At 46.2% G+C, this 20,622-nt stretch carries 18 protein-coding genes; 13 read left to right on the top strand and 5 right to left on the bottom strand.

Annotation, left to right across the window (positions count from 1 at the left end; translation table 11 throughout):
- Window positions 1–499: 499 nt before the first annotated feature.
- On the bottom strand, window positions 500–2,170 hold the full coding sequence (locus KBW69_RS08510; protein WP_257280601.1) for an F-box protein: 1,671 nt from the start codon (window positions 2,168–2,170) through the stop codon (window positions 500–502).
- A 315-nt stretch (window positions 2,171–2,485) separates the two neighbouring features.
- Between KBW69_RS08510 and KBW69_RS08505 the strand changes: the two genes are divergently transcribed.
- The 5 genes from KBW69_RS08505 to ilvM all read left to right on the top strand — a co-directional run bounded on the left by KBW69_RS08505 (window position 2,486) and on the right by ilvM (window position 6,854).
- Window positions 2,486–2,941 carry a hypothetical protein gene (locus KBW69_RS08505; protein ID WP_257280600.1) on the top strand — a complete coding sequence of 152 codons (456 nt, stop codon included), beginning with the start codon at window positions 2,486–2,488 and terminating at the stop codon, window positions 2,939–2,941.
- Between the two features lie 227 nt (window positions 2,942–3,168).
- On the top strand, window positions 3,169–4,452 hold the full coding sequence (locus KBW69_RS08500) for a hypothetical protein (RefSeq protein ID WP_257280599.1): 1,284 nt from the start codon (window positions 3,169–3,171) through the stop codon (window positions 4,450–4,452).
- A 281-nt stretch (window positions 4,453–4,733) separates the two neighbouring features.
- On the top strand, window positions 4,734–4,946 hold the full coding sequence (locus tag KBW69_RS08495; RefSeq protein WP_257274986.1) for a hypothetical protein: 213 nt from the start codon (window positions 4,734–4,736) through the stop codon (window positions 4,944–4,946).
- A complete protein-coding gene (gene ilvG / locus KBW69_RS08490; RefSeq protein WP_257274985.1) occupies window positions 4,933–6,579 on the top strand; it encodes an acetolactate synthase 2 catalytic subunit in 1,647 nt (548 codons plus the stop codon). Before KBW69_RS08495 ends, ilvG begins: the two co-directional genes overlap by 14 nt.
- Window positions 6,576–6,854, top strand: coding sequence for an acetolactate synthase 2 small subunit (ilvM, locus tag KBW69_RS08485; RefSeq protein ID WP_257280598.1), 279 nt, complete (start codon window positions 6,576–6,578; stop codon window positions 6,852–6,854). The genes ilvG and ilvM overlap by 4 nt, the downstream gene beginning before the upstream one ends.
- An 8-nt stretch (window positions 6,855–6,862) precedes the next feature.
- On the opposite strand, the gene KBW69_RS08480 is transcribed toward ilvM, so the two are convergent.
- Window positions 6,863–7,825 (bottom strand): LysR family transcriptional regulator, encoded by a 963-nt coding sequence (locus KBW69_RS08480; protein ID WP_257274983.1) that lies wholly within the window; start codon window positions 7,823–7,825, stop codon window positions 6,863–6,865.
- A 275-nt stretch (window positions 7,826–8,100) separates the two neighbouring features.
- On the opposite strand from KBW69_RS08480, the gene KBW69_RS08475 reads away from it, so the two are divergent.
- The gene (locus tag KBW69_RS08475) at window positions 8,101–8,559 is read left to right on the top strand and encodes a hypothetical protein (RefSeq protein WP_257274982.1); all 459 of its coding nucleotides are present in this window, start codon (window positions 8,101–8,103) and stop codon (window positions 8,557–8,559) included.
- 271 nt (window positions 8,560–8,830) lie between these two features.
- On the opposite strand, the gene KBW69_RS08470 is transcribed toward KBW69_RS08475, so the two are convergent.
- The gene (locus KBW69_RS08470) at window positions 8,831–9,643 is read right to left on the bottom strand and encodes a PTS sugar transporter subunit IIA (RefSeq protein WP_257274981.1); all 813 of its coding nucleotides are present in this window, start codon (window positions 9,641–9,643) and stop codon (window positions 8,831–8,833) included.
- A 165-nt stretch (window positions 9,644–9,808) separates the two neighbouring features.
- Window positions 9,809–12,676 (bottom strand): hypothetical protein, encoded by a 2,868-nt coding sequence (locus tag KBW69_RS08465; RefSeq protein WP_257280597.1) that lies wholly within the window; start codon window positions 12,674–12,676, stop codon window positions 9,809–9,811.
- A 251-nt stretch (window positions 12,677–12,927) separates the two neighbouring features.
- On the opposite strand from KBW69_RS08465, the gene KBW69_RS08460 reads away from it, so the two are divergent.
- From KBW69_RS08460 to KBW69_RS08435, 5 genes are all read left to right on the top strand, one after another.
- Window positions 12,928–13,131 (top strand): hypothetical protein, encoded by a 204-nt coding sequence (locus KBW69_RS08460; protein ID WP_257280596.1) that lies wholly within the window; start codon window positions 12,928–12,930, stop codon window positions 13,129–13,131.
- Window positions 13,132–13,506: 375 nt separating this feature from the next.
- The gene (locus tag KBW69_RS08455; RefSeq protein WP_257280595.1) at window positions 13,507–14,793 is read left to right on the top strand and encodes an ATP/GTP-binding protein; all 1,287 of its coding nucleotides are present in this window, start codon (window positions 13,507–13,509) and stop codon (window positions 14,791–14,793) included.
- Window positions 14,780–15,496, top strand: a complete 717-nt coding sequence (locus tag KBW69_RS08450) for an RloB family protein (RefSeq protein WP_257280594.1) — start codon at window positions 14,780–14,782, stop codon at window positions 15,494–15,496. The genes KBW69_RS08455 and KBW69_RS08450 overlap by 14 nt, the downstream gene beginning before the upstream one ends.
- A gap of 147 nt (window positions 15,497–15,643) precedes the next feature.
- Complete coding sequence (locus tag KBW69_RS08445) at window positions 15,644–15,886, top strand: hypothetical protein (RefSeq protein ID WP_257280649.1); 243 nt, start codon at window positions 15,644–15,646, stop codon at window positions 15,884–15,886.
- Window positions 15,887–16,344: 458 nt separating this feature from the next.
- Complete coding sequence (locus tag KBW69_RS08435; protein ID WP_257280593.1) at window positions 16,345–16,491, top strand: hypothetical protein; 147 nt, start codon at window positions 16,345–16,347, stop codon at window positions 16,489–16,491.
- 78 nt (window positions 16,492–16,569) lie between these two features.
- Here KBW69_RS08435 and KBW69_RS08430 read toward each other — a convergent pair whose 3' ends face one another.
- Window positions 16,570–17,166 (bottom strand): hypothetical protein, encoded by a 597-nt coding sequence (locus KBW69_RS08430; protein WP_257276351.1) that lies wholly within the window; start codon window positions 17,164–17,166, stop codon window positions 16,570–16,572.
- Window positions 17,167–17,316: 150 nt separating this feature from the next.
- Between KBW69_RS08430 and KBW69_RS08425 the strand changes: the two genes are divergently transcribed.
- Both KBW69_RS08425 and KBW69_RS08420 read left to right on the top strand, forming a co-directional pair.
- Window positions 17,317–17,676, top strand: a complete 360-nt coding sequence (locus tag KBW69_RS08425) for a transposase (protein ID WP_257276350.1) — start codon at window positions 17,317–17,319, stop codon at window positions 17,674–17,676.
- A gap of 907 nt (window positions 17,677–18,583) precedes the next feature.
- On the top strand, window positions 18,584–20,614 hold the full coding sequence (locus KBW69_RS08420; RefSeq protein WP_257280592.1) for a hypothetical protein: 2,031 nt from the start codon (window positions 18,584–18,586) through the stop codon (window positions 20,612–20,614).
- The last annotated feature ends 8 nt before the right edge of the window (window positions 20,615–20,622 follow it).

Below are 20,622 nucleotides of genomic sequence, written 5' to 3'. Positions count from 1 at the left end.
GGATTATTATCGATTGACGATATTGATAGTGACAATATTAAAGTCCGGAGCAGTTTCGATGCTAAACCTGCAAACTCTCAAGAAACGGGATGCTATCTATCTGATGGTTGCTCGTTTCTATTATCAAGGATTTGTACCCGAACAAACGACAGCCTCCCAGCCCGAATATTTCATAAATAAGAGCAGGTTCCTCCCAATCACCTGATATGATTGGGTCGACCAAAAGAAAGCTTCGGAAGAAGCAAACCGGAACCTGCTATGGCGAAACATACACAAGAAGCTCTTCGTTTTCACCCCGTTAATGGTAAAACTGTCAGAGCTGATTTTAACTGAAGGGAGTTGTCCTTCGATTTTGGTGCTTTACTGCTTCATGAAATGGCCATCTGTACTGAGCTCATTCCCCGGCTCATTAAGGCAATCCGGGACAAACGACATCAATCTTATACTGACCATTCCAGTATGAAAAAGAGGAGCCCTGATCCGGGAAAATATTCGATCATTAATCGTTCTTCCATAATTCAGTGATTCTCAACTTGTAATCTTCATCGACGGTCACCACATGTCGGCTATCGGCGCTGAAGTCGGCTGAGGTAACTGCATCATTATGTTGAATGATGGCTTTTACCCGCCATGATCCACCCGCTTGCAGGCCACTGATTTTCGCCGTGCCGTCATTACTGGCGGTCACAACATGGAGGCCATCGGTGCTGAATGTGGCTGAGCGGACACCATCGTCATGAACAATTGTGGCTATTTCTTGCCATGATCCATCGTCCTGCAGGTTAAAGATTTTCGCCGTACTATCATAACTGGCGGTCACCAGATGGCGGCTATCGGCGCTGAATGTGGCTGAGACAACAACCAGGTCATGCTCACTTGTGGCTATTTCCTGCCATGATCCATCGTCTTGCAGGCTAAAGATTATCACTTGGCCATCCCAGCCGACGGTCGCCAGGTGGCAGCTGTCGGCACTGAATTTGGCAGAGGCGGGGGTACCGTATACACGGGTGTTTTTTTCTACCCATGATCCAGCAGCCCCCTGAACATAAATTTTTTGAATTGTATCATCACCGATGATCACCAGATGACGGCCATTGGGGCTGAGCTTGGCCGAAATGATCCATCTTTGATGAATAGTGTCCTCTACTTCCCATGATCCATCGTCCCCCTGGCTAAGGATTTTCACTTCATCACTTCCGGTGGTCACCGCATGACGGCTATCAGCACTGAAGGTGGCTGAAAGGACCGGGATAGTATGGGTAATGGTGTTTTTTATTTCCCATGATCCATCCTCCTCCAGACCATAGATTTTCGCTGTTTTATCGTTACTGGCGGTGACCAGATGACGGCCATCGGCGCTGAAGGTGGCTGTATTGATCTTGCAAGTGTGGGTAATGGTGGCTGTTATTTTCGATGTTCCATCGTCTTCCAGACCATAGATTCTTGCCGTTCTATCGACATTGCCGATCACCAGATGACGGCCATCACGGCTGACGTTGGCAAAGAGGACACTACGATCATGGGAAATGGCGACTTTTGGTTCCCATGATCCATCGTCTTTCTGAACATAGATTTTATGGCTGCCGTTCAACAGATGGCGGTCATCGTGACTGGCGGTCACCAGATGGCGGCCATCGGGGCTGAAGGAGGCTGTCTTGACTTGGTTTACATGGCGGATTTCGGCTTTATCCACTAACTTGAACTTCTCACATTGAGACATCAGTTTACTGTTGATGAACAGTAACTGAGCAGGAAAATAAAGACTCTTTTGTTGTTCTATGAGTGACTCGACAGCGCCCCTATCCGCAAACGGCTTCAACCAATGACGGAGTTGTTGCTCGTCTTTTGCCCTGAGTATGGACTCTAGTTGAAATGGGTACGGCGAAGGAATCTGGCGATACCAAGCTCTTTCCTGAGCTTTATCGTTTTCAACAAGATCGCGAAGATGTTTGCAGACCTTTTTTAAACGGGTAATCTCACGAAAGCCCAGATAGCGAATAATCATGCGCTGTGTTAATTCGGGCAAATCCAGGAATAAACTTTGACTTTTCTCATAGACAGTCACTTCCCTGCCTGCGCTGAAACCCGATGGTGCTTGCTCCGGCTGAATTTGCTCAGGTGTTGGCCAGAGTGAATTTTCAATGCTGGCATTGCTGTTTATCAGGTCCATTTTTTTTAAGCTCCAAAGTCAGTACTTACCCCCGCCTGGAAAGGGCATTCGAAATTGATTCGATCTGTTTGAGTCGATTTTATAATGGAAGTTCAAAACAATGAGGTCAGTGGAGTTAAGAGAAAGAAGCACCCTGATCCGGGAAACAGCCAGCCAGCCTGCCCCACGGTGCTCAACAGTACAGCCTGTTTAAACCAAATACGGCAATACCTGCTACGTTTGTTCAAAAAAACATCAACCATTCGGACTGTAGCAGTGTTTATGAAATATTCGGGCTAGAATAAATGCTGCATTAATGCAGTAGGAGATTTGATCATGTCGAGGCAGAATGCAAATCCAACTTTCAGGCTGGCGTTTTTGACGATTTTATTATCGATGTGCTCTCTGAACGTATTCTCCGTTGGTCTGGCACAGATAGAATTCTTGCAGGGAGCCGGTGCCGATAGCTTCACAGTGACTACAGGATTTCCAAGATTATGCATCGACCATGTCTCGCCATGGACTCTGCAAACGCTCCCGGGGAGCGGACAGACCATGAATATTTATTACCTCCAGGGTGCGGGTTTCTGCGACGTAGATCCGTCTGTCCAGCTGTTCGAGGTGAAAAGTAATCAACATCCTGACAAGCTTGCCCAATTTAAATGGTTAAAGGACGCCGGTGAAGACCCAACTTTGGTGGACATCTATGACCCTGATCGGTTATTAACCATTGATGCCGACGATGTCTACCATTTTAAAGTCTGGGCCAGTTATAGTGGTCAGTCTCGCTGAGAACTCTGGCAAATTGAATCACTTCAATGTGGAGACAATAAAATCAGACAACAGGTTAACCAGAACATCACATAAGTCACTTTCGACTCAGATTAATTTTCACTGACTGAGAACCCACCGACTGCATGATAAAAAGTTCGGCAGGTCAATAGGAATAACCTCTTATTCCAGAACAATCGAACCAATTAGAAAATAGCGCATTACTTTAAGAATCTACTGAACAGACAATGCGCATAAATCCATATCGCGAACAAAAACTAAAATTTGTTGGAGCCTCCCTACTCCTGGCTGCAGGACTTCAAGGCGCGTTTGCTGCGGAGCCTGCAGGTGAGGACTACGATTTTGCCGGCGTACCCTTCCTGTTCAGTTCTGAAGACTGGGGCACCGCTCTGGGTGGTGCCGGAGTTATCAAGGGCGTTGGACAACCACAAGCCTCTCTGTTCGGAACCGCCATCGCCTCCAGCAATGGTTCCGCGATGGTCTATGCCGGTCTTTATAATCTCACCATTCCTGATCTTGATCAGATGCTGGTGAGTGTGAATGCTCTTTATGGAGACTACACACGATCCAGTTATTACTTGCCCGGCAACCCTCACTTTTCCGGAGAGCAACCCGGCAGTAATGACTCGAGTAAGGACAACTTCATTACCACAGGCAGTATTGAACAAAGCTACACGGCCCGTTTCAAATACATTTTGCCCATTGCAGAAGGTCGAGACGGTGCGATGTCCAGCCTGAAACAGGATGCTTTGGGCAATGCCGCTGCGGGTCAAGTCTGGAACCCTCTGACATCCGGCATCAGCTCTTTCGAGGTTCAGCCTTTCTACAAAAGTCAGGAACTGGATGACTACTCAACAGATTCCGCAGACAAGGCAGCTGGCATCAAGTTGATTCTGGATTACGACAATCGTAACGCCAGTCAGCTGCCGTCCCGAGGCAGTCGGACAACCTTCACCTACACCAGAGACTGGGGTAGCGAAAGCCGTACAGACTGGACGACCTGGGAATTTGAGTTCAGCAAGTTCTTCAACCTCGGCAGCAATGAATATCTTGATCAGCAGGTCATCGCAGTGAACGCCTGGCTTGCTGATACGCCCACCTGGAACGACACTACCCATGTCAATGGCGAGCAAGAGTTCAAGCGCCCTCCTTCTTTTGCCGGGGTTTCTCTGGGGGGGTGGGATAAGCTGAGAGGTTACACTACTGACCGTTTCCATGGCCGGTCGGCGGTTTCTTACAGTCTGGAGTTCCGCGCTATTCCATTCTGGCAGCCACTTGAGGATCTGCCTGTGGTCGGACCTCTTTACGATATTCCATGGTGGCAATGGACTCTGTTTGTAGATGCTGGCCGCGTTGCTGACGACTTCGACCTGGGAGAACTCCATACCGATATGAAGTACAGCGTGGGTGGTGGCATCCGCTTTAAGGTGGAAGGTGTCACCGTAAGAACTGAAATCGCCAGCAGTAAAGAAGACAACCGGCTTCGATTCTTCATTAACCAGCCTTTCTGAATTTTAATTTTCTGGCACATATTGACTGTGTGTGTTATACCTGAAAATACTTTAAACAATCTGAATAGTATTTATTGGTTATGAAACTCAACCTCATCAGCAACATAATTCTCCTACCCGTCGTGGTGATTAACATCTCCGCGCGGGGGTCTGTTGGCTGACAGATCAGAGTTTCAAGGAACCCCCCGCACCGAAAGGTCCGGGGGGTTTTTTCATATTTGGGGCCTGAAAACCCCGGGAGCACAGACAAGATGACGGCTCCGGACAAAGAGGATAGAACCATGCTAAACCTGAACAACCCAATAATTATTGCTATTCTGAGCCTGACCATTGTGGCAATCATCAGCCTTCCGGAACTGCTGCTGATTATCCTCCCTGTTGCCGTTTTGTTCTCTGCACAGCAGTGGTTTGAAATGAGCGTTAGCAAGCCTGTTCGCATCAAGGCTGAAGCTCATCGCGGGCACGAACGAGGTCAACCCCATGAACGGCGCTAATGCACTGGTAAAAAATCTTTCTCAGCGAGGGATTCAACATGTTTTCGGTTATCCCGGTGGCACCATCATGCCAGTCTATGACGCCTTTCTGGATTCCAATGTTGAGCACCTTCTCTGCAGACATGAACAGGGAGCCGCTTTCGCCGCCATAGGCTACGCCAGGGCCAGTGGTAAAACCGGTGTCTGTATTGCCACCTCCGGCCCCGGCGCAACGAACCTGATCACTGCTTTATCCGACGCCATGCTGGATTCCATTCCTCTGGTGGCCATCACAGGTCAGGTGCCTACTGCCATGATGGGAACGGATGCCTTCCAGGAAATCGATATTCTGGGTATGACACTGGGTTGTACCAAGCACAGCTTTCTGGTGACAGACCCGAATGATATCTGCGAAACCCTGAACAAAGCTTTCGACCTGGCCCGATCTGGCCGCCCGGGCCCTGTTCTGGTTGACCTGCCAAAAGATATTCAGCTGGCAGAGGCTCACTACGTGCCACCACTCAGCGTGATAAAAGAGAGAGCTGCCGACAGTTTTGACAGGATTAATGCTGCGATCTCTTTGCTCCGGAAAAGCAGCAAACCTCTTGCTTACGTAGGTGGCGGTGCAGGAATGGCGGATGCGATAGACGAGCTCAGGACATTCCTGACAGAAACCGGTCTCCCCAGTGTTTGCACCTTGAAAGGAATCGGAGCGATTCGTCCTGACGATCCCGGCTACCTTGGTATGCTGGGTATGCATGGAACCCGGGCTGCCAATCTGGCAGTGCAGGAATGCGACTTGCTGATAGCCATCGGAGCCCGCTTTGATGACCGGGTCACAGGCAAGCTTGAGAGTTTTGCCCCTGGTGCGAAAGTCATCCATCTCGATATTGACCCTGCAGAGCATGGTAAGCGTCGCCCTGTTGATGTCAGTCTTTGTGGTTGCCTGAAGAAGAATCTAAGCAGTCTGACCATTACTTTAGATCAGGGTGACTGGTTACAACACTGTAAGAACAGCCGCGCTGCCAGCCAGTGGTGTTATGACAAACCCGGGGAAGACATCTTTGCGCCTCTGCTTCTGAAACAGTTATCTGAGGCCACCCGCGAGAACTCTGTGATCAGTTGTGATGTGGGTCAGCACCAAATGTGGGTAGCTCAACACATGAGCTTCTGTCATCCGAATAACCACCTTTCCAGTGCCGGGCTTGGTACCATGGGCTTTGGTCTCCCGGCAGCGATAGGCGCTGCTATTTCAAGACCGGAAGACGATGTGATACTCGTCTCCGGAGACGGCTCTTTCATGATGAATGTGCAGGAGCTGGCCTCGATCAAAAGAAAACAGCTGCCCGTCAAAATGGTCTTACTCGACAACCAGCGACTCGGCATGGTGAAGCAATGGCAGGAACTCTTCTTTGACCAGCGCTACAGTGAAACTGACCTCTCGGACAATCCTGATTTTGTCACTCTGGCCAAAGCATTTGGCATTGAAGGCAGAATAATTACCAAAAGACATGAAGTAATCCCCGCTCTGGAAGAAATGCTTCAGGCTCCGGAGGCAAGAATACTTCATGTCTGTATTGATGAGCGGGAGAACGTCTGGCCCCTGGTGCCACCCGGTGCCGCCAACCACGAAATGATGGAGGCAAGAGCATGAGCGATTCCAAAACCCATTACTCCCTGACTATCCAGTGCTATAAAAAGCCAGAGGTACTGGAGCGGCTTCTGCGGGTAGTCAGACACCGGGGATTTGACCTTGAGAGCCTGTCCATGAACAGCTCCGAGTGTGGGAAAATGGTTTCTGCTGCTATTAATGTCTCCAGTGAGCGCCCCATAGAAACGCTTACCCGTCAGATCGAGAAATTATATGATGTTCTCGATGTGTGTCAGCCTGCAGCAACAGAAGCAATCCCTCGGGAAAGTATCATTTGAGGACAGGGTCAGGAAAGCGGAGTACTCTTCTCTTCCTGACTTTCTTCTGACTCAGTGACAAACATATCGAGGTCTTTGCTCTGGATATGTTCCAACAATGCATTACTGATGAACTCCCTCATCCAACGATGCGCTCTGTTCATCTCCCAATACTCAGGCCAGACAATATCAAAGCTGACTTTCGGAATATTTTTTGGGCACTCCCTAATCACGAAGCCAGACAGCTCTTCCATGAACATAGGCAATGAAGCCGGAGCCATAAACACGCAATCTGTTCCCTTGATCAACGCCAGACTGACCGAAAGACTGGGCGACCAGGTTTTCACCTGAACCGAACTGAGGAAACGGTTGATCTCACTTTGCTGATGTAGATTGATATTGTCCCTCTGCACCACAAAGGAAAAAGACCTGAGAGCCTCTTCTGAAAAAGACTCATGGGCCAAAGGATGGTTTTCACAGAGAATCAGGCACATCCGATCTTTCATCAGTGAAAAGCAGGATAAACCTTCTTCCCGGGCGCCCATATAACCAATAGACAGATCCAGCTTTCCGGTTGCAACATCAACAGCTGGATTGATGGCCTGCAACTCAAAGGTCAGCCCGGGTGCCAACGCCCATATTTTTTGCAGTACTTCAGGCAGAATCCGTTCCAGCACCGTGTGTCCTGAAGCAATCCGGAAATGTCGCTGGGTGGTTGAGATATAAAACTGTTGGTTTTCAAAAATACTGCTGGCTTCCGTGACAACTCTGTTCACATCTTCATGCAGGGACATCGCCTTCTCGGACAAGAAAATTCGATTGCCTTTTCTCACCAGAACCGGGTCATTCAATGCTTCCCTTAACTGGGCCAGAGTTCGACTCATGGCAGACTGGGTAACACACATTATCTGCGCTGCTTTGGAAACACTCTGGGTGTCCAGCAGGGCTTTCAGACCAGGCAGCAGGTTCAGGTTCAGTCTGGAAAGATTCATAAATACAGCAGAGGGAATGACAGAAAATAAAAGTATGGCTAAAGAGCCCTACATTATGAATAAAACCTTTCAGAAAACCTTTCTTGAAAGACCACTCCGCTTAAAAGTAACACCTTAAGTCACCTGTTAGAAGAGCAGCTCCATGCCTTTACGTAGCACCCGAAGAGTACTGACGTACAAATACTTATTTAACCTTTCATTTGATTCGCAATCAGGTACACTGGAAATGTGCACTCGTTTACAGGCATTACTGAAAGCGCAGTTAAGGAGGGTCCATGAACCATAACAAGTACAAAGAACTGCAGGATCTGGTGGACAACTACCTGGACTCGGGGTTATCGGCCAGAGAGTATGTTGAAGCCTGTGTGGATGCAGGCGATATCAGCGCTGCAGAAGCCCTGAAGTTGCTGTCTGTTCTCAGGGAAGCCCAGTCAGTTACATTCAAGTTGGCCGAAGTCACGGATTATGAGAACCCCGGCCTTCAAATGACGCTCATGCGAAAAGGAGAGGAGTATGAAAATGATAATCCTCTTTTCAATATCACTTTTGATGAAAGCCTCGATCCTGACAGGGAGGAAGTGATCGATCTTTTACAGAGCTTTGCCAAGGACCTGGCAGTGTTGGCGACCCGCGGGGAGCTGAATGAAGCCGAAGCAGTGGACTCCATCGATGAGAGCCCTGAAGAATGGCTCGATCACCCTAACATCATGCCAGCCAGTGAAACCCGCCATTAACCGGATACTTCATTTCATCACCCGGGTAGATGAAACGAACGACTTCCCGGAGACCTGAGTTCCAGCCAGAATCAGCCAAAGCGCCCCTTCAAGGGCGCTTGCTTTTGTCTAGCAGCCTGTCGGACTTAAGCGTCCGTAGCGAGGATTGCAAGAAATTGAGGATAAAAATTTCTGCTTCTGAGGAGAATAGCGAGCTATTTGACGAAGAAGCAGGAATTTTTAGACCAATTTATTGCAACCGCAGTAGGACAGCCTTAAGTCCGACAGGCTGCTAGATCAAAGTAAACTCTTCTGAAATCAACTGGTCGAGCCGCTTTAACGCTTCATGTGCATGAAGACCGGAAAGCCTGATACCCAGAGTCTCACCGCAAACCAGCTCAAGGCCGAGCAGTTTGACCAGACTGCGGCCGTTGACATACTCACCATTCTTGCTGACATTGCGCACATATACACGGGTGTCATAGTGCGTAAGGGCGGCAATCATGGCACTGCCACATCTGGCATGTAAACCATTGATATTGTTAATGAGATACTCCCTGGTCAGCTCCCTGCTTCTAGTGCATGTGCGACTGACCCAGCCTCTTTCAGAGGTTTCTCTCCGGCTTTGATTTAAGTAAGCCTTTTGCCATTCACTGAGACTGCCAAGCCCCGGTAGAGGTTTGCCCTCCAGCGCATCGATAATTTTTTCAGGCTCATGGGTACGAGCCAGATAACGGCATAGAAGGCGATCATCCAGAACCCGGGTAAGCCCCCCCAGAATCCTGAGGTGCTCATGGCAGTGGGCCGCTACGCCAAAGGCCAGAAAAACGGGCTGATTCACTCCCCACTCAACGCCCTCAGGAAACTGAATGACCACCACACCCGTTTTTTTAATGGCATGGCGAGACTGAGGCATGCCGTGGGGTATGGCGATACCGTTGTCCAGAAAAGTGGAAGCCAGCGTCTCCCGGGCGTGAATGCCCGGAAGGTAGTCGGCTGAAACCAATCCGGTTTCCAACATTTTGCTGCCAGCCAACTGCAAAGCCTCGTGCTTGTTTTTAGCCTCCTGCTGCAAAAAGATCTGTGTTTTTTCGAGTTTTAACATCAGTGAACGAACCGCGCTAAATCGTCCCAGCCAACAAACTATAGCCGAAACGCAAGAAGGCATTTATAGCCAGTTATCCTTCGGGTCAGTGTTTTTATAGTTTATGCCCCTTACAAAGTAGACCGGGACGAGACAGAATTCACTACAGAAGGGCTGATCCTGACTTCAGGCTTGCTCAACCCCCACGAATTGCAGATCCGCCTGCCCTTCACTCTGATGGGAGTTAATGGCTAACTGCCCTTTAGCCAAGGCACGCTTTAACCAAAAATTGGCAAGCCAGGTACCCAAAAAAGGCACTCTCGCACTATGAACTTGAAGGGAAGGTTGACTGAGTTGGACTACATCCTCTTTCAGGGGAGCCTGAACCGATAAAGACAGATCAGATCCCACCAACCAACTCAACAGCAAAGGTAACTTGCCCAGAACCTTGAGAACAGGCGCTTTCAGGGCAAAGCTCACTTGCGGTGTGTGACCATTAACCCTTGCTTTCAACTGACTGACCCCCGGACAACGGCTTAGGTCGCCCATACGAATCTCTGTCTTGGACAGTACTGTTTTTTCACCGCCCTCCTGAAGTGCCCTGAACACTTGCTTCTTGCTTTCACCTTTACTCTCTGACAAGGCATCGCTATTAACTCCCGGGGTTTCAGAAGGAGGACTCGATGTTTGTTTTGATCTTTGAGGGAGCGAATTAACTCTAATATCACCTTCTTGATTGATGACTGGAGTCACCTCAACGTCTTTAGGTAAGGATGTCGGTTTAGCAGGACTCGATAAATCTTTCTGCTCATTAAAAGGAGAAGGAGCTTCCGGAGATCTTGAGACTGAGACTTGTTCAACGGTATTTTTGAGGGGTGCATCCACTAAAGCCGCAGGGTTCATCAAAGGTTCCGGTTCCCCCAGCAAGCCCAGACAAAGCAGGTTCATAAGCTGACTGGACGACTGAGGATTCATACCCATTTCTTCTTGAAACAGCTGACCCAGCTCGCCGACCTCAAGCTTCTGTCCCATAAGACGAGAGACGGCAAGAACCATCAACTCTTTATCTTCATCCGGTCGCTCTACAGCTTCAATCCGAACATCCCCGTCTGCCAAACGAGCCATACTGCCTATGTCGACAGAAAAGTAACTGGCCACATTAACAGGCTCATGGGCACCAAGAGAGCTGTAATGTTCAGAGGTACAAGCCTGATACTGTTTCCATAGCCGTTCCAGTGCCCGAAACTCAAGAGGAAAGTCCAGCAGCAGTATTTCATGGACAATCCTTCCCATGGGTGAACTCACTTTCAGAGAGACGTCTTTGAAGCTGGCCGGAAACGCTTCACAGGTATCAGACACTTCGTTGACCAGCCCCAGATTCAGGGAAACATCAGGCACTTTGATTTCAAGCACACCATCATCACCCAGGCTGAACCCGGAAAGCTTGAGAGACGCGGACGATAATTCGGCATGGGAAGTGTCTGTGAAGTCAATGCGCTGCTCGCTGAAATGAATCGATTCAGACGCTGACTGGCCTGACGTTTGCCTTCTGGTAATCCCTCTTAAGGTATGAAAGAGCTTCAGGGCATTTTGGTAAGACTGGACAGATTTTCCGGCATTGGCCTCTCGATACACAACAGCCGCCGTATGATTTTTCTGAGCCGATAGCGCCTCTTTCTTCTTCTGCAACACATTTCGGGATCGCTTCAGGTCTGTCCGGTATTCCGCCAGTATGGCCTGACAGGCTTTTTTCGTCTTACTTTCCTTGATCTTTGGAAGATCCTCTTTCAACATCTTTATCGATTTTTCTCTTACCTGACACAGGGCTGCAAAACTTTCGGCTTTCACAGTATCGCCAGCTTCTTTAACTCTGGACTCTTTAAGGCTATGGGCACCCAGTTCTTTTTTCCAGGTTGTCACAAGCGGAGAGAATAATCGGATGATCCCTTCTCCCATTGCTTCAGTGAACAGATCTGACTTCACTTCCCCCCCAGCCATTTCCAGACCATCAACCGAACACTGAATGATGTCGCCCAGCCGCCTTTGCGCAGCCAGTCCGGATGTTTCTGCAGACAGGGAGTTCAATGCTTCGGAAACTTTTTTATAGGCGCTAAAAATCTCTGTCTTTCTACAAGTCAATAATTTGTTCAAGGGTTCAGCAAGAGGTTCACCAATGCGAACCCGGCAGCTCCCCTTCATCTTGATGGGGCCAACTGCTTTGCTTTCCCCCTCAGAAAAACAATGGGCAGAGAGCTCCGGCACTTCCAGCTCAAGATAACCCTTCTCAAAACAGAAACGCCCGACATTGACCACCAGATTTTTAACCTGAAAATCATAACGGTCAGGATCGGTCACTTTGATATCGCCCAGACGCATTTCAAACACCTTGCCCTGGTGCTTCTTTTTCTGGCTTTTATTAAAAACATCTTTCAGTAGCATGAGGGCTTCAATGCCGGTTGAGATATTCTCTTCCAACACTTTCATATTCAGAGACTGTTGACTTTTACTGGCAGACAGACTCTGTTCATAAGATTGCACCTGCTCAACGGTTTTTCTTAAATGAGCCCTCTTGATAACCAGCTGCTCGTGTTTTGTGAGCTGCTTTGCTATCAGATCACCGTATTCGCCTATCTGTTCAGGAGTCAGAAGCTCGACACTTTCGCGCAAAGTTTGCAGTCTCCCCTCAATAGGCTTCAAACCTTCCTCAAGCTTTTTAATATCTCGATGGATTATTGTCTGGTTTTCCAGCTGTCTATTGATTAAATCGCGAACTTCTTTCTGACTGTTGCTGGCAACCGATGCAATCGCAGAGCTGAAGAAAGACAGAAAACTGGACGACAGTGAACTGAGTGCACGGGTCAACAGACCGGGTTTAACGGGAACCGCCTCAATCCCCCTTTCAGCCAGTGACCGGAAGGGTTTGTGTTCTGAGCGAGACACTATCTGCTTGCGGGTAATCTCTTTCTTGTGAACCCCCTGGACTTCATTGGGCAAGTCTGAAGATGGAGCCAGATGTGGGAGCTTCCTGCCCGTTCCTTCGCTTCCTAATTTCATTATTTTGCGTTTCCTATCGCCTCGTACAAAAGTGTAACACGCTCGAACTCAACGCAACGACTTTATTGCAGCGAGCTTGCACGGGTTCGCCAAGGCACACCTACCGTCTCACCTTTCATAAGCGCACAATATTTTGCTATCCAAAAATTTCACTCCTGAGCTATCTGGTCCCATGCTCCCCGGCGTCAATAAAAGACAATGGTCAAATCCACGGGCGGTAGCGTCAATTTTTACGTTCATTAGATGAGTTCATGAAGGATCATGATTTGCTTCAGGTGATCTGCCGGGTCAATCGTCTGGATACAGAAGTGCACATCAGGATAAGGCCTCAGCATGAATGCTCACTAAATCACTGGCCGGATGTTACCGGACTGAGTGACCGAATGCACCGGAATAGCCACAGACCTGAAGAGAAAACAAAAGAAAGCCGCTATGAGTACACGTTATCTGCCTGAAGTCCTTGCTAGGAGCCTGACCGAGAATAGCGCCCGTAGCGAGGACGGCAGAAAATTGAGGATGAAAATTCGGTTTTGTGAGGAGAATAGCGAGCTATTTGACGAACAAAAGCGGATTTTCAGACCAATTTGCTGCCGCCGCAGTAGGGCAGCTATTCTCGGTCAGGCTCCTAGGCAGGCACTTTCATGATTTTGCCGTGTTACGCTCACTGCGTTTGCGCCCTTACTGCAGGCGTTATGCATCTTGATTAAACTTCAAGCTTGGACGAAAATAGTTCTGTATTTTGCATATAAATGCCATATTTCGCATCTAAAAGGCGCATTAGAGTTGAATTTAAGCTAGAATTACTGTTAATAATTAACTTCGGTAACCCAATGATTATTGAATTTTTTGTAGAAAACTATAAATCAATTAAATCACGGCAATCTTTAAACCTAACAAAAATGCTGGGTAATGAGATGGTCGATAATTCGTTTGAAATTAAAGCATCTAAAAAACTATCTTTATTAAGATCTGCTGTAATTTATGGAGCTAATGCTGCTGGTAAATCAAACTTTGTTTCAGCATTGAAAACCATGCAGTCTATTGTAAAAAAATCGGCTAAGGACTCTCAAAGAGGTGACAAGCTTCCAGTCTCACCGTTTCGCCTATCAAATAAATCTGTTAAAGAGCCAACAGAATTTGAAATTGTCTTTCTTGTTCAAGGAGTAAAATATCAATACGGTTTTTCTCTAACTGAAGATCAAATCAGAGATGAATGGCTTTTTGCCTCTCCCAAGGGTAGGCCGCAGAGGTGGTTTATTCGAGCTTATGATAGTGAAGCTCAAGAGTATGTTTGGGATTTTTCATCGCACTTCCAAGGGCAAAAGCAACTTTGGAAAGATGCGACTAAATCCAACTCTCTTTTCTTATCAACAGCAGTAATGCTGAATAGTGAACAGTTAAAGCCTGTTTTCGACTGGTTTAATAAGTCTTTAAGAGTAGCGGGAATTGACGGCTGGGGACCAGGACTCACCACAAATTTATGTAATGATAAAGACTCAAAGAGCGAAGTTTTAAATTTTTTGAAATCTGCTGATCTAGATATCAATGATATTCATTTAGAAACAAGAAAAATTGAAAAAGATTTTCTGCCAAATAATATGCCAGACGAACTTAAAAATAAAATTATTAATGAATTAGAAGGAAAAGAGATTGTCGATATCAAAACAGTTCACAAAAATTCTGAAGGTGAAGATGTATTTTTTGATCTAAATGAAGAATCTGACGGGACTAGGAAACTATTCTCTTTTGCTGGTCACTGGCTTGATTGCTTAAGAAATGGAAAAGTATTGTTTATTGATGAGCTACATAACAGCTTACATCCAAATATGGTTAAATTCTTAATCAAGTTATTTAATGATCAAAAGACAAATCCACATAATGCACAATTAGTATTTACAACACATGAAACTTCTGTCTTAGATCAACATGTGTTTAGGAGAGATCAGATTTGGTTTTGTAATAAAGATAAAAATCAATCGACAACGATTTATCCTTTAACAGATTTTAGCCCTAGAAAAGGTGTCTCTAATTTAGAGAAGGCATATCTATCAGGTCGTTATGGTGCTTTGCCGCTAGTAAGCAATTTTCAGTTTTTGGGGTCTAATGATGGGCAGTGAAGATTTATTTCACAAAAGAAAAGCTAGAAAAGCAGAGGATAATAAGAGAAATCAAGCTAAGAGAAAACCTTATGATAGAGCATTAATCGTTTCTGAAGGGGAAAAAACAGAGCCGTTTTATTTCGAAGAAATTAGATTGTTTCATGACCTTGACTCTGCAAATATTGAAATAGATGGTTCTTGTGACTCAAGCCCTATAAACGTAGTTAATTATGCTTACAATCTATATCGTAGAGAGCTTTTGTCAGGGGATACATATAATGTAATTTTTTGTATTTTTGATAGAGATCGGCACTCAACATTTTTCGATGCAATTCAGCGTGTTGACGAAATAAATACGGTACTTGCTAAAGACAAATTGGATGATGAAGTAAAATTCATTGCAATAACGTCAAATCCTGCTTTTGAGTTTTGGCTGTTGCTCCATTACAACGCTACGACAAAACCTTATGCTCCTACTCAAAAGAAGAGTGTAGCGGATCAAGCAATTGACGACTTAAGAAAATATCTGCCTGAGTACAAAAAAACTCAAAGAGGATTATATGAGAAATCAATAATTGAAGGAACATTAGCACCTGCTATTGCACACTCGTCAAGAATTTTTGCTAAAGCTAACCGAAATAATGATGCAGAATCCTGTACTAATGTACATGAACTTGTTGTTTACTTACAAAACATGAAGGAAATCAAGAACGACGCATAATCGGGTAAGAGTTTGTCTTTCTCCAACTTTCCCCACACCACTAGGGAAAAATCATGCCCCCCTGAGATCATTGGCCTGTAGCTTATATTTGCTTTCTTTTTAATACGTCTACGGTCTTATAATTGCGCATCAGGATAAAGCCACAGCATGAATGCTCACGATTTGATTTCACAACTCTTTATTATCAGTGACCCACGCCAAGCTTGGAAAGTCGACCACAAGCTAATCAGCTCTGCAGAGCTAACGGCTGAGCAATTGGGTAAGGCCAGCCGAGAGCATTGGCACACCGAGAATAAGCTTCACTGGAAACTCGATGTTGCGATGAAAGAAGACGAGAGTCGCATCCTAAGAAATGACGGAGCACAAATTTCAGGAGCCTGTCGGACTTGAGCGTGCGTAGCGAGGATTGCAAGAAATTGAGGATAAAAGTTTCTGATTCTGGGGAAAATAGCGAGCTATTTGACGAAGAAGCAGGAATTTTTAGACCAATTTATTGCAACCGCAGTAGGACAGTCTTAAGTCCGACAGGCTCCTGGCAGGCTTTAGACATATTGCAGTCAATCTGCTGAACAACACGAAAACCTTCAAAGCAGGCCTGAAGAGAAGAGAAAACAAAAGAAAGCCGCGCTATGAGTACACGCTATCTGGCTGAAGTCCTTGCTGGGCAGGCACTTTCATGATTTTCGTGGCGTTAGGTGTCTCTGTGCAATCTCTCAATGTCTGCTACGCTCATGGCTCATTCAATAAAACAGGTAGTACCTATGTCACCAGGAGCCAAAGTAAACGCTCTTGACTATGCTTTCCAAGAAAACGACAAAATTCTTGAAACTACTCACTGAGCTGTCTCTTTGATCCTCAATGAACAACGTGAGAAGTTCAAAGAGGTTGATGCGTTTATTGCAGAACAAAAAGCATTCAACAAAGCGATTGACCGGCGTTTTGGCAAAAGCGAAGAGCTTCTGATCCAGATCGTGAAGCACCTCGTCGGCAAGTAACACGCTAACTAACAACACGCTCAACAGGACGCACATACTGTGCGCCCGACAGCTTTGCGGTTAGGTGCCTGTCTATATCTACCAACCAATACATCTCAAACGTAAATGGGCAACAAACGTTGAGAGTGTTATATATAACAGCGTTGCAATTACGCCATGATCGATATATGTGTTTACTCCAATTAGGAAGAATGATGTACTCAGAAGATCCCTTAGCGGCTCATTAAGTGTTAAATAGTAATATGATATAACACAAGAACTAGAAGTTCTGCTTAAATAAACAGCTATCAAATTAGTTGTTGCATTATCTTCAAAACAATAATCAGATATCCTTTCTAAAAAAACATTTATAAAGGTTGTAGGCAATATAACAACCAGAAAATCCCCTACCGAGGACAATAAATTCGCAAAAACAAATTCCAATACGCTAGAGTTTTTTATGAACAAATCAATTTCATTTAAGTCATACTTGTTTTTTGTGAAAACCACATTAGATGCTGTGCTAACTGCTATATAAACAACACTGTTAATAATACCAAAAGTTACAAACTGTGGATTTTTTTCTAAATTTATTATTTGAGAAAAATTGACCTGAGGTTGTTTTTGAGTGTACTCATGAGCGAACAAGTATGGACAAAATACTAATAGACACAACAGTAAAGACACGTGTTTCACCTAATGCACTCCTGAGTTTCAAATGCTCAGAATAGCACCTAACACAAAAAAGAACGGGCGGCCCTGGCAAAGAATCACGTTAAGCCTACCGCCTCAGGCCGCTTCACCCTGAAAGATTTTGCCTTCGATAAACAGGAAGAAACATCATCATTGTCGGGTCTGCCCGATAAAAAAGCTCAGTGCCTGCGCAAACCTGATCAACCCTCAGCGCGTTCCGTAGTGCTCCGTTACAAACTGGAAGGCTACAAGAAGCCCAATGCTCTGCAGCTGATGAAAGACAGGATCGACAGCCCGGCAGGAAAACGGATTTACAGAAAACGACTCGCCATTGCCGAGCCGCCTTTCGGCCATATGCAGGAGATGGGACTCACCCGGTTCACGTTTCGAGGACGGCCCAAGGTCAATGCCCGGTGGCAGTTGACGTGCACTTTGCACAATCTCAAGAAAGTCCATGGTTCTGGCGGCGAGAAACTGCTAAAGCGGATGGAGAAGATCAAAAAGAAACGCTGAAACGACACTGATCGGTGTTTGTGTGAACAGTTTGCCCCACCAGAAGCGCCTGCAGTGTTCTGAACAGTTCTCAGACTGGTAATAAGCCAGAATGGAAAATTTATAAATTAACCGGGAGCCTGAAGATCACCGATCAGCACTCGCTAATAACAAGAGCCGCAAATTTTACGGCTTTGTTTTTGGGTTTTTCTACAGGCTCGTTATGTTGCAAAAATAATAGTAAAAGTAGCATTTGGTTCAATAGAGTGGCCAAATGAACAAAATTTTAGCAAAGATACTCTTTACCTCTTCAGTATTCCGGTAAGCCCCTCCAAAACAAAACAAAACAAAACATTGAGACCGTACATATCAATTGCGTCGTGTCGCCAGCAAGCTGGCTGGGACGCGGCCTGTGGCGGCGCCCCACACGCGGGAACTTTATGCGCTTTGATATAAGAACATATCACAATAAAAGGAAGGCCCACTAATCAGTGAAGGGTTAAACTGGGCCAGAGGCTTCTTTGATGCTGATAACTAGCTATCCACTAAAAAGCCTCAAACGAGGAAGTCAACTACCCGCCCTAAAGGCTATCTCTTAATCAGATCTCCACACCCCGTGTCATCCGGTAGGTGTGGAGACGGTCTTGCAGTTTCGCCCAGCCTTCCCAAACAACTAACCATCCGGGAATGCTTGTTCGTTAAGAGCCACACCAGCCACCCGCTTTCGCTATGGTTTGGTTTACGACGATTTCGCTAAACCCGGAAACCCTCACAGGCAGAGGCTCAAGCCTTGATTCCGAGCAGCATCGGGAAGCTCCGCAATGGCTAAGCAATAATAAAGTCAGCAGCCCTCTGAGGATCTGTATAGAATATTTCAGTTCGCTGAATTTTGGTAAAAAGCACTTCCTGCCTGAGGAGCCTGTCTATAATGAGCCTGCATACCAATCTGACAGGAAGGTTAAGGAACACGAATCTGCGCAAGAGTCATGGACTTTTCCCGGTTTTTGAAGCCGTTGTTAACTCTCTACAAGCCCTTGAAGAAAACGACAATCTGCTCACAGGCGGCACTGTGACACTCAAAATACTACGCAGTCAGCAGGCTTCCTCTGAGCTTGACAACTCTGAGTACTGCTCAGAAATAGTCGGCTTTGAAATTCACGATAATGGCATAGGCTTCAACGAAGAAAACATGGCATCATTTGAAACCCTTGACTCTGATCATAAAATAGCAAAAGGGTGCCGGGGAGTGGGTCGTTTATTATGGCTCAAAGCATTCGATAGAGCGGATGTTACCAGCGCCTTCAAATCAGACTCGTCAGGTATCGTTAAACGGCAATTCTCGTTCACTGCCGCTCAGGGGATAAAGACTCAGGATCCTGAGCCTGACCCGAACGGCGAAGGGCCTTTCTCTATCCTCACATTATCTGGATTCGATAAAAAGTATCGTGATGCCTGCCCAAAAACGGCGACCAGCATCGCTAATGCTTTATTAGAACATTGTCTTTGGTATTTTGTCAGAGAAGATTCTGTACCCCGTATAACGATAAAGGATGGGACAGAAACTATTGCCCTGGAAAACTTGTTTGATCAGTACATGCATAGCAAAGCCAGTAAAGAAACTATCGATATAAAAGGCTATTCGTTCAGACTGACCCACATAAAATTTCATGCTTCGACCAAAAAGAAGCACTCTCTCGCCCTTTGCGCGGCTAACAGGCTGGTGCAGGAAATCCCCATTAGTCATCAAATCCCGGGGCTGTTTGGCAAAATATCGGATGAGGCTGGTGAGTTCATCTATACCTGCTACATTTCATCCGACTATCTGGACGACCATGTTCGTCCCGAGCGCACTGCATTTGATATAGCGGATGATATAGGGGGGATTCTTGAGGATGTCGAAGTCAGTTTCAAAGATATGCAACGTCATGTTCAGGCCAGAAGCAAGCAGTACCTGAGCAATTATCTGAGTGAAAACCTCAAGGCCGGTCGTGAGAGAATCAACCAGTTCGTCTCCGAAAAAGCCCCCAGATACCGACCGGTAATGCACCTGATCAATCAGCAGGAGTTTTCTGTTGACCCCAGGATGAGCGATAAAGAACTGGATACATTGTTGCATAAACAGTATTCCGACATTGAGCGCCAGTTGCTGGTAGAGGGTCACGAGATAATAAATCCGGCCATTGAAAGTGATATGGGCTTATATCAGAAGAAACTGAAAGCCTACCTCAAAAAAGCAGAGGATTTTAAGAAGTCAGACCTGGCCAGCTATGTCTCTCATCGACGTGTTATTCTTGATTTGTTAGAGAAATATATTGGACAAATGGACAACGGGAAATATGTTCATGAAGAGCTGATTCATCAGCTTATTATGCCCATGCGGAAAACCTCTGAAGAAGTCTCCACAGATGCCTGCAACCTCTGGCTTATTGATGAAAGACTGGCTTTCCATGATTTTCTGGCCTCCGATAAATCACTTCGATCCATGCCCATTACGGATGATAGTTCTACGAAAGAGCCTGACTTGTGTGCACTGAACATTAATGATAATCCCATTTTGGTTTCTGAAAAAAAATCAATGCCCTTAGCCTCCCTGACAGTGGTTGAGATCAAGCGACCTATGAGGAATGATGCCTCAGAAGGAGAAGACAAAAACCCTATTGAGCAAGCTCTTGGCTACCTGAAGCGCATCCGTGAAGGCGAGGTAAAAACCACATCAGGCAGACCTATCAGGAACAGTCTGGAAATACCCGGCTATGTCTATGTCATTAGCGACCTGACCCCAACCATGGTAGAACGATGCGAGCTGGCGAGCCTGACCGAAATCTATGATGGAATGGGTTTCTTTGGTTATAACAAGCCTCGAAATGCTTACATTGAAGTCATATCTTATGATCGCCTACTGCAATCAGCAAAAGAGAGAAACCGGGCTTTCTTTGACCAGCTCGGCTTACCTGCGTAATGAAATCT

The organism is Endozoicomonas sp. ISHI1 (assembly GCF_024606225.1).
Classification (GTDB): Bacteria; Pseudomonadota; Gammaproteobacteria; order Pseudomonadales; family Endozoicomonadaceae; genus Endozoicomonas_A.
This window is presented reverse-complemented; position numbering and strand designations above follow the sequence as displayed.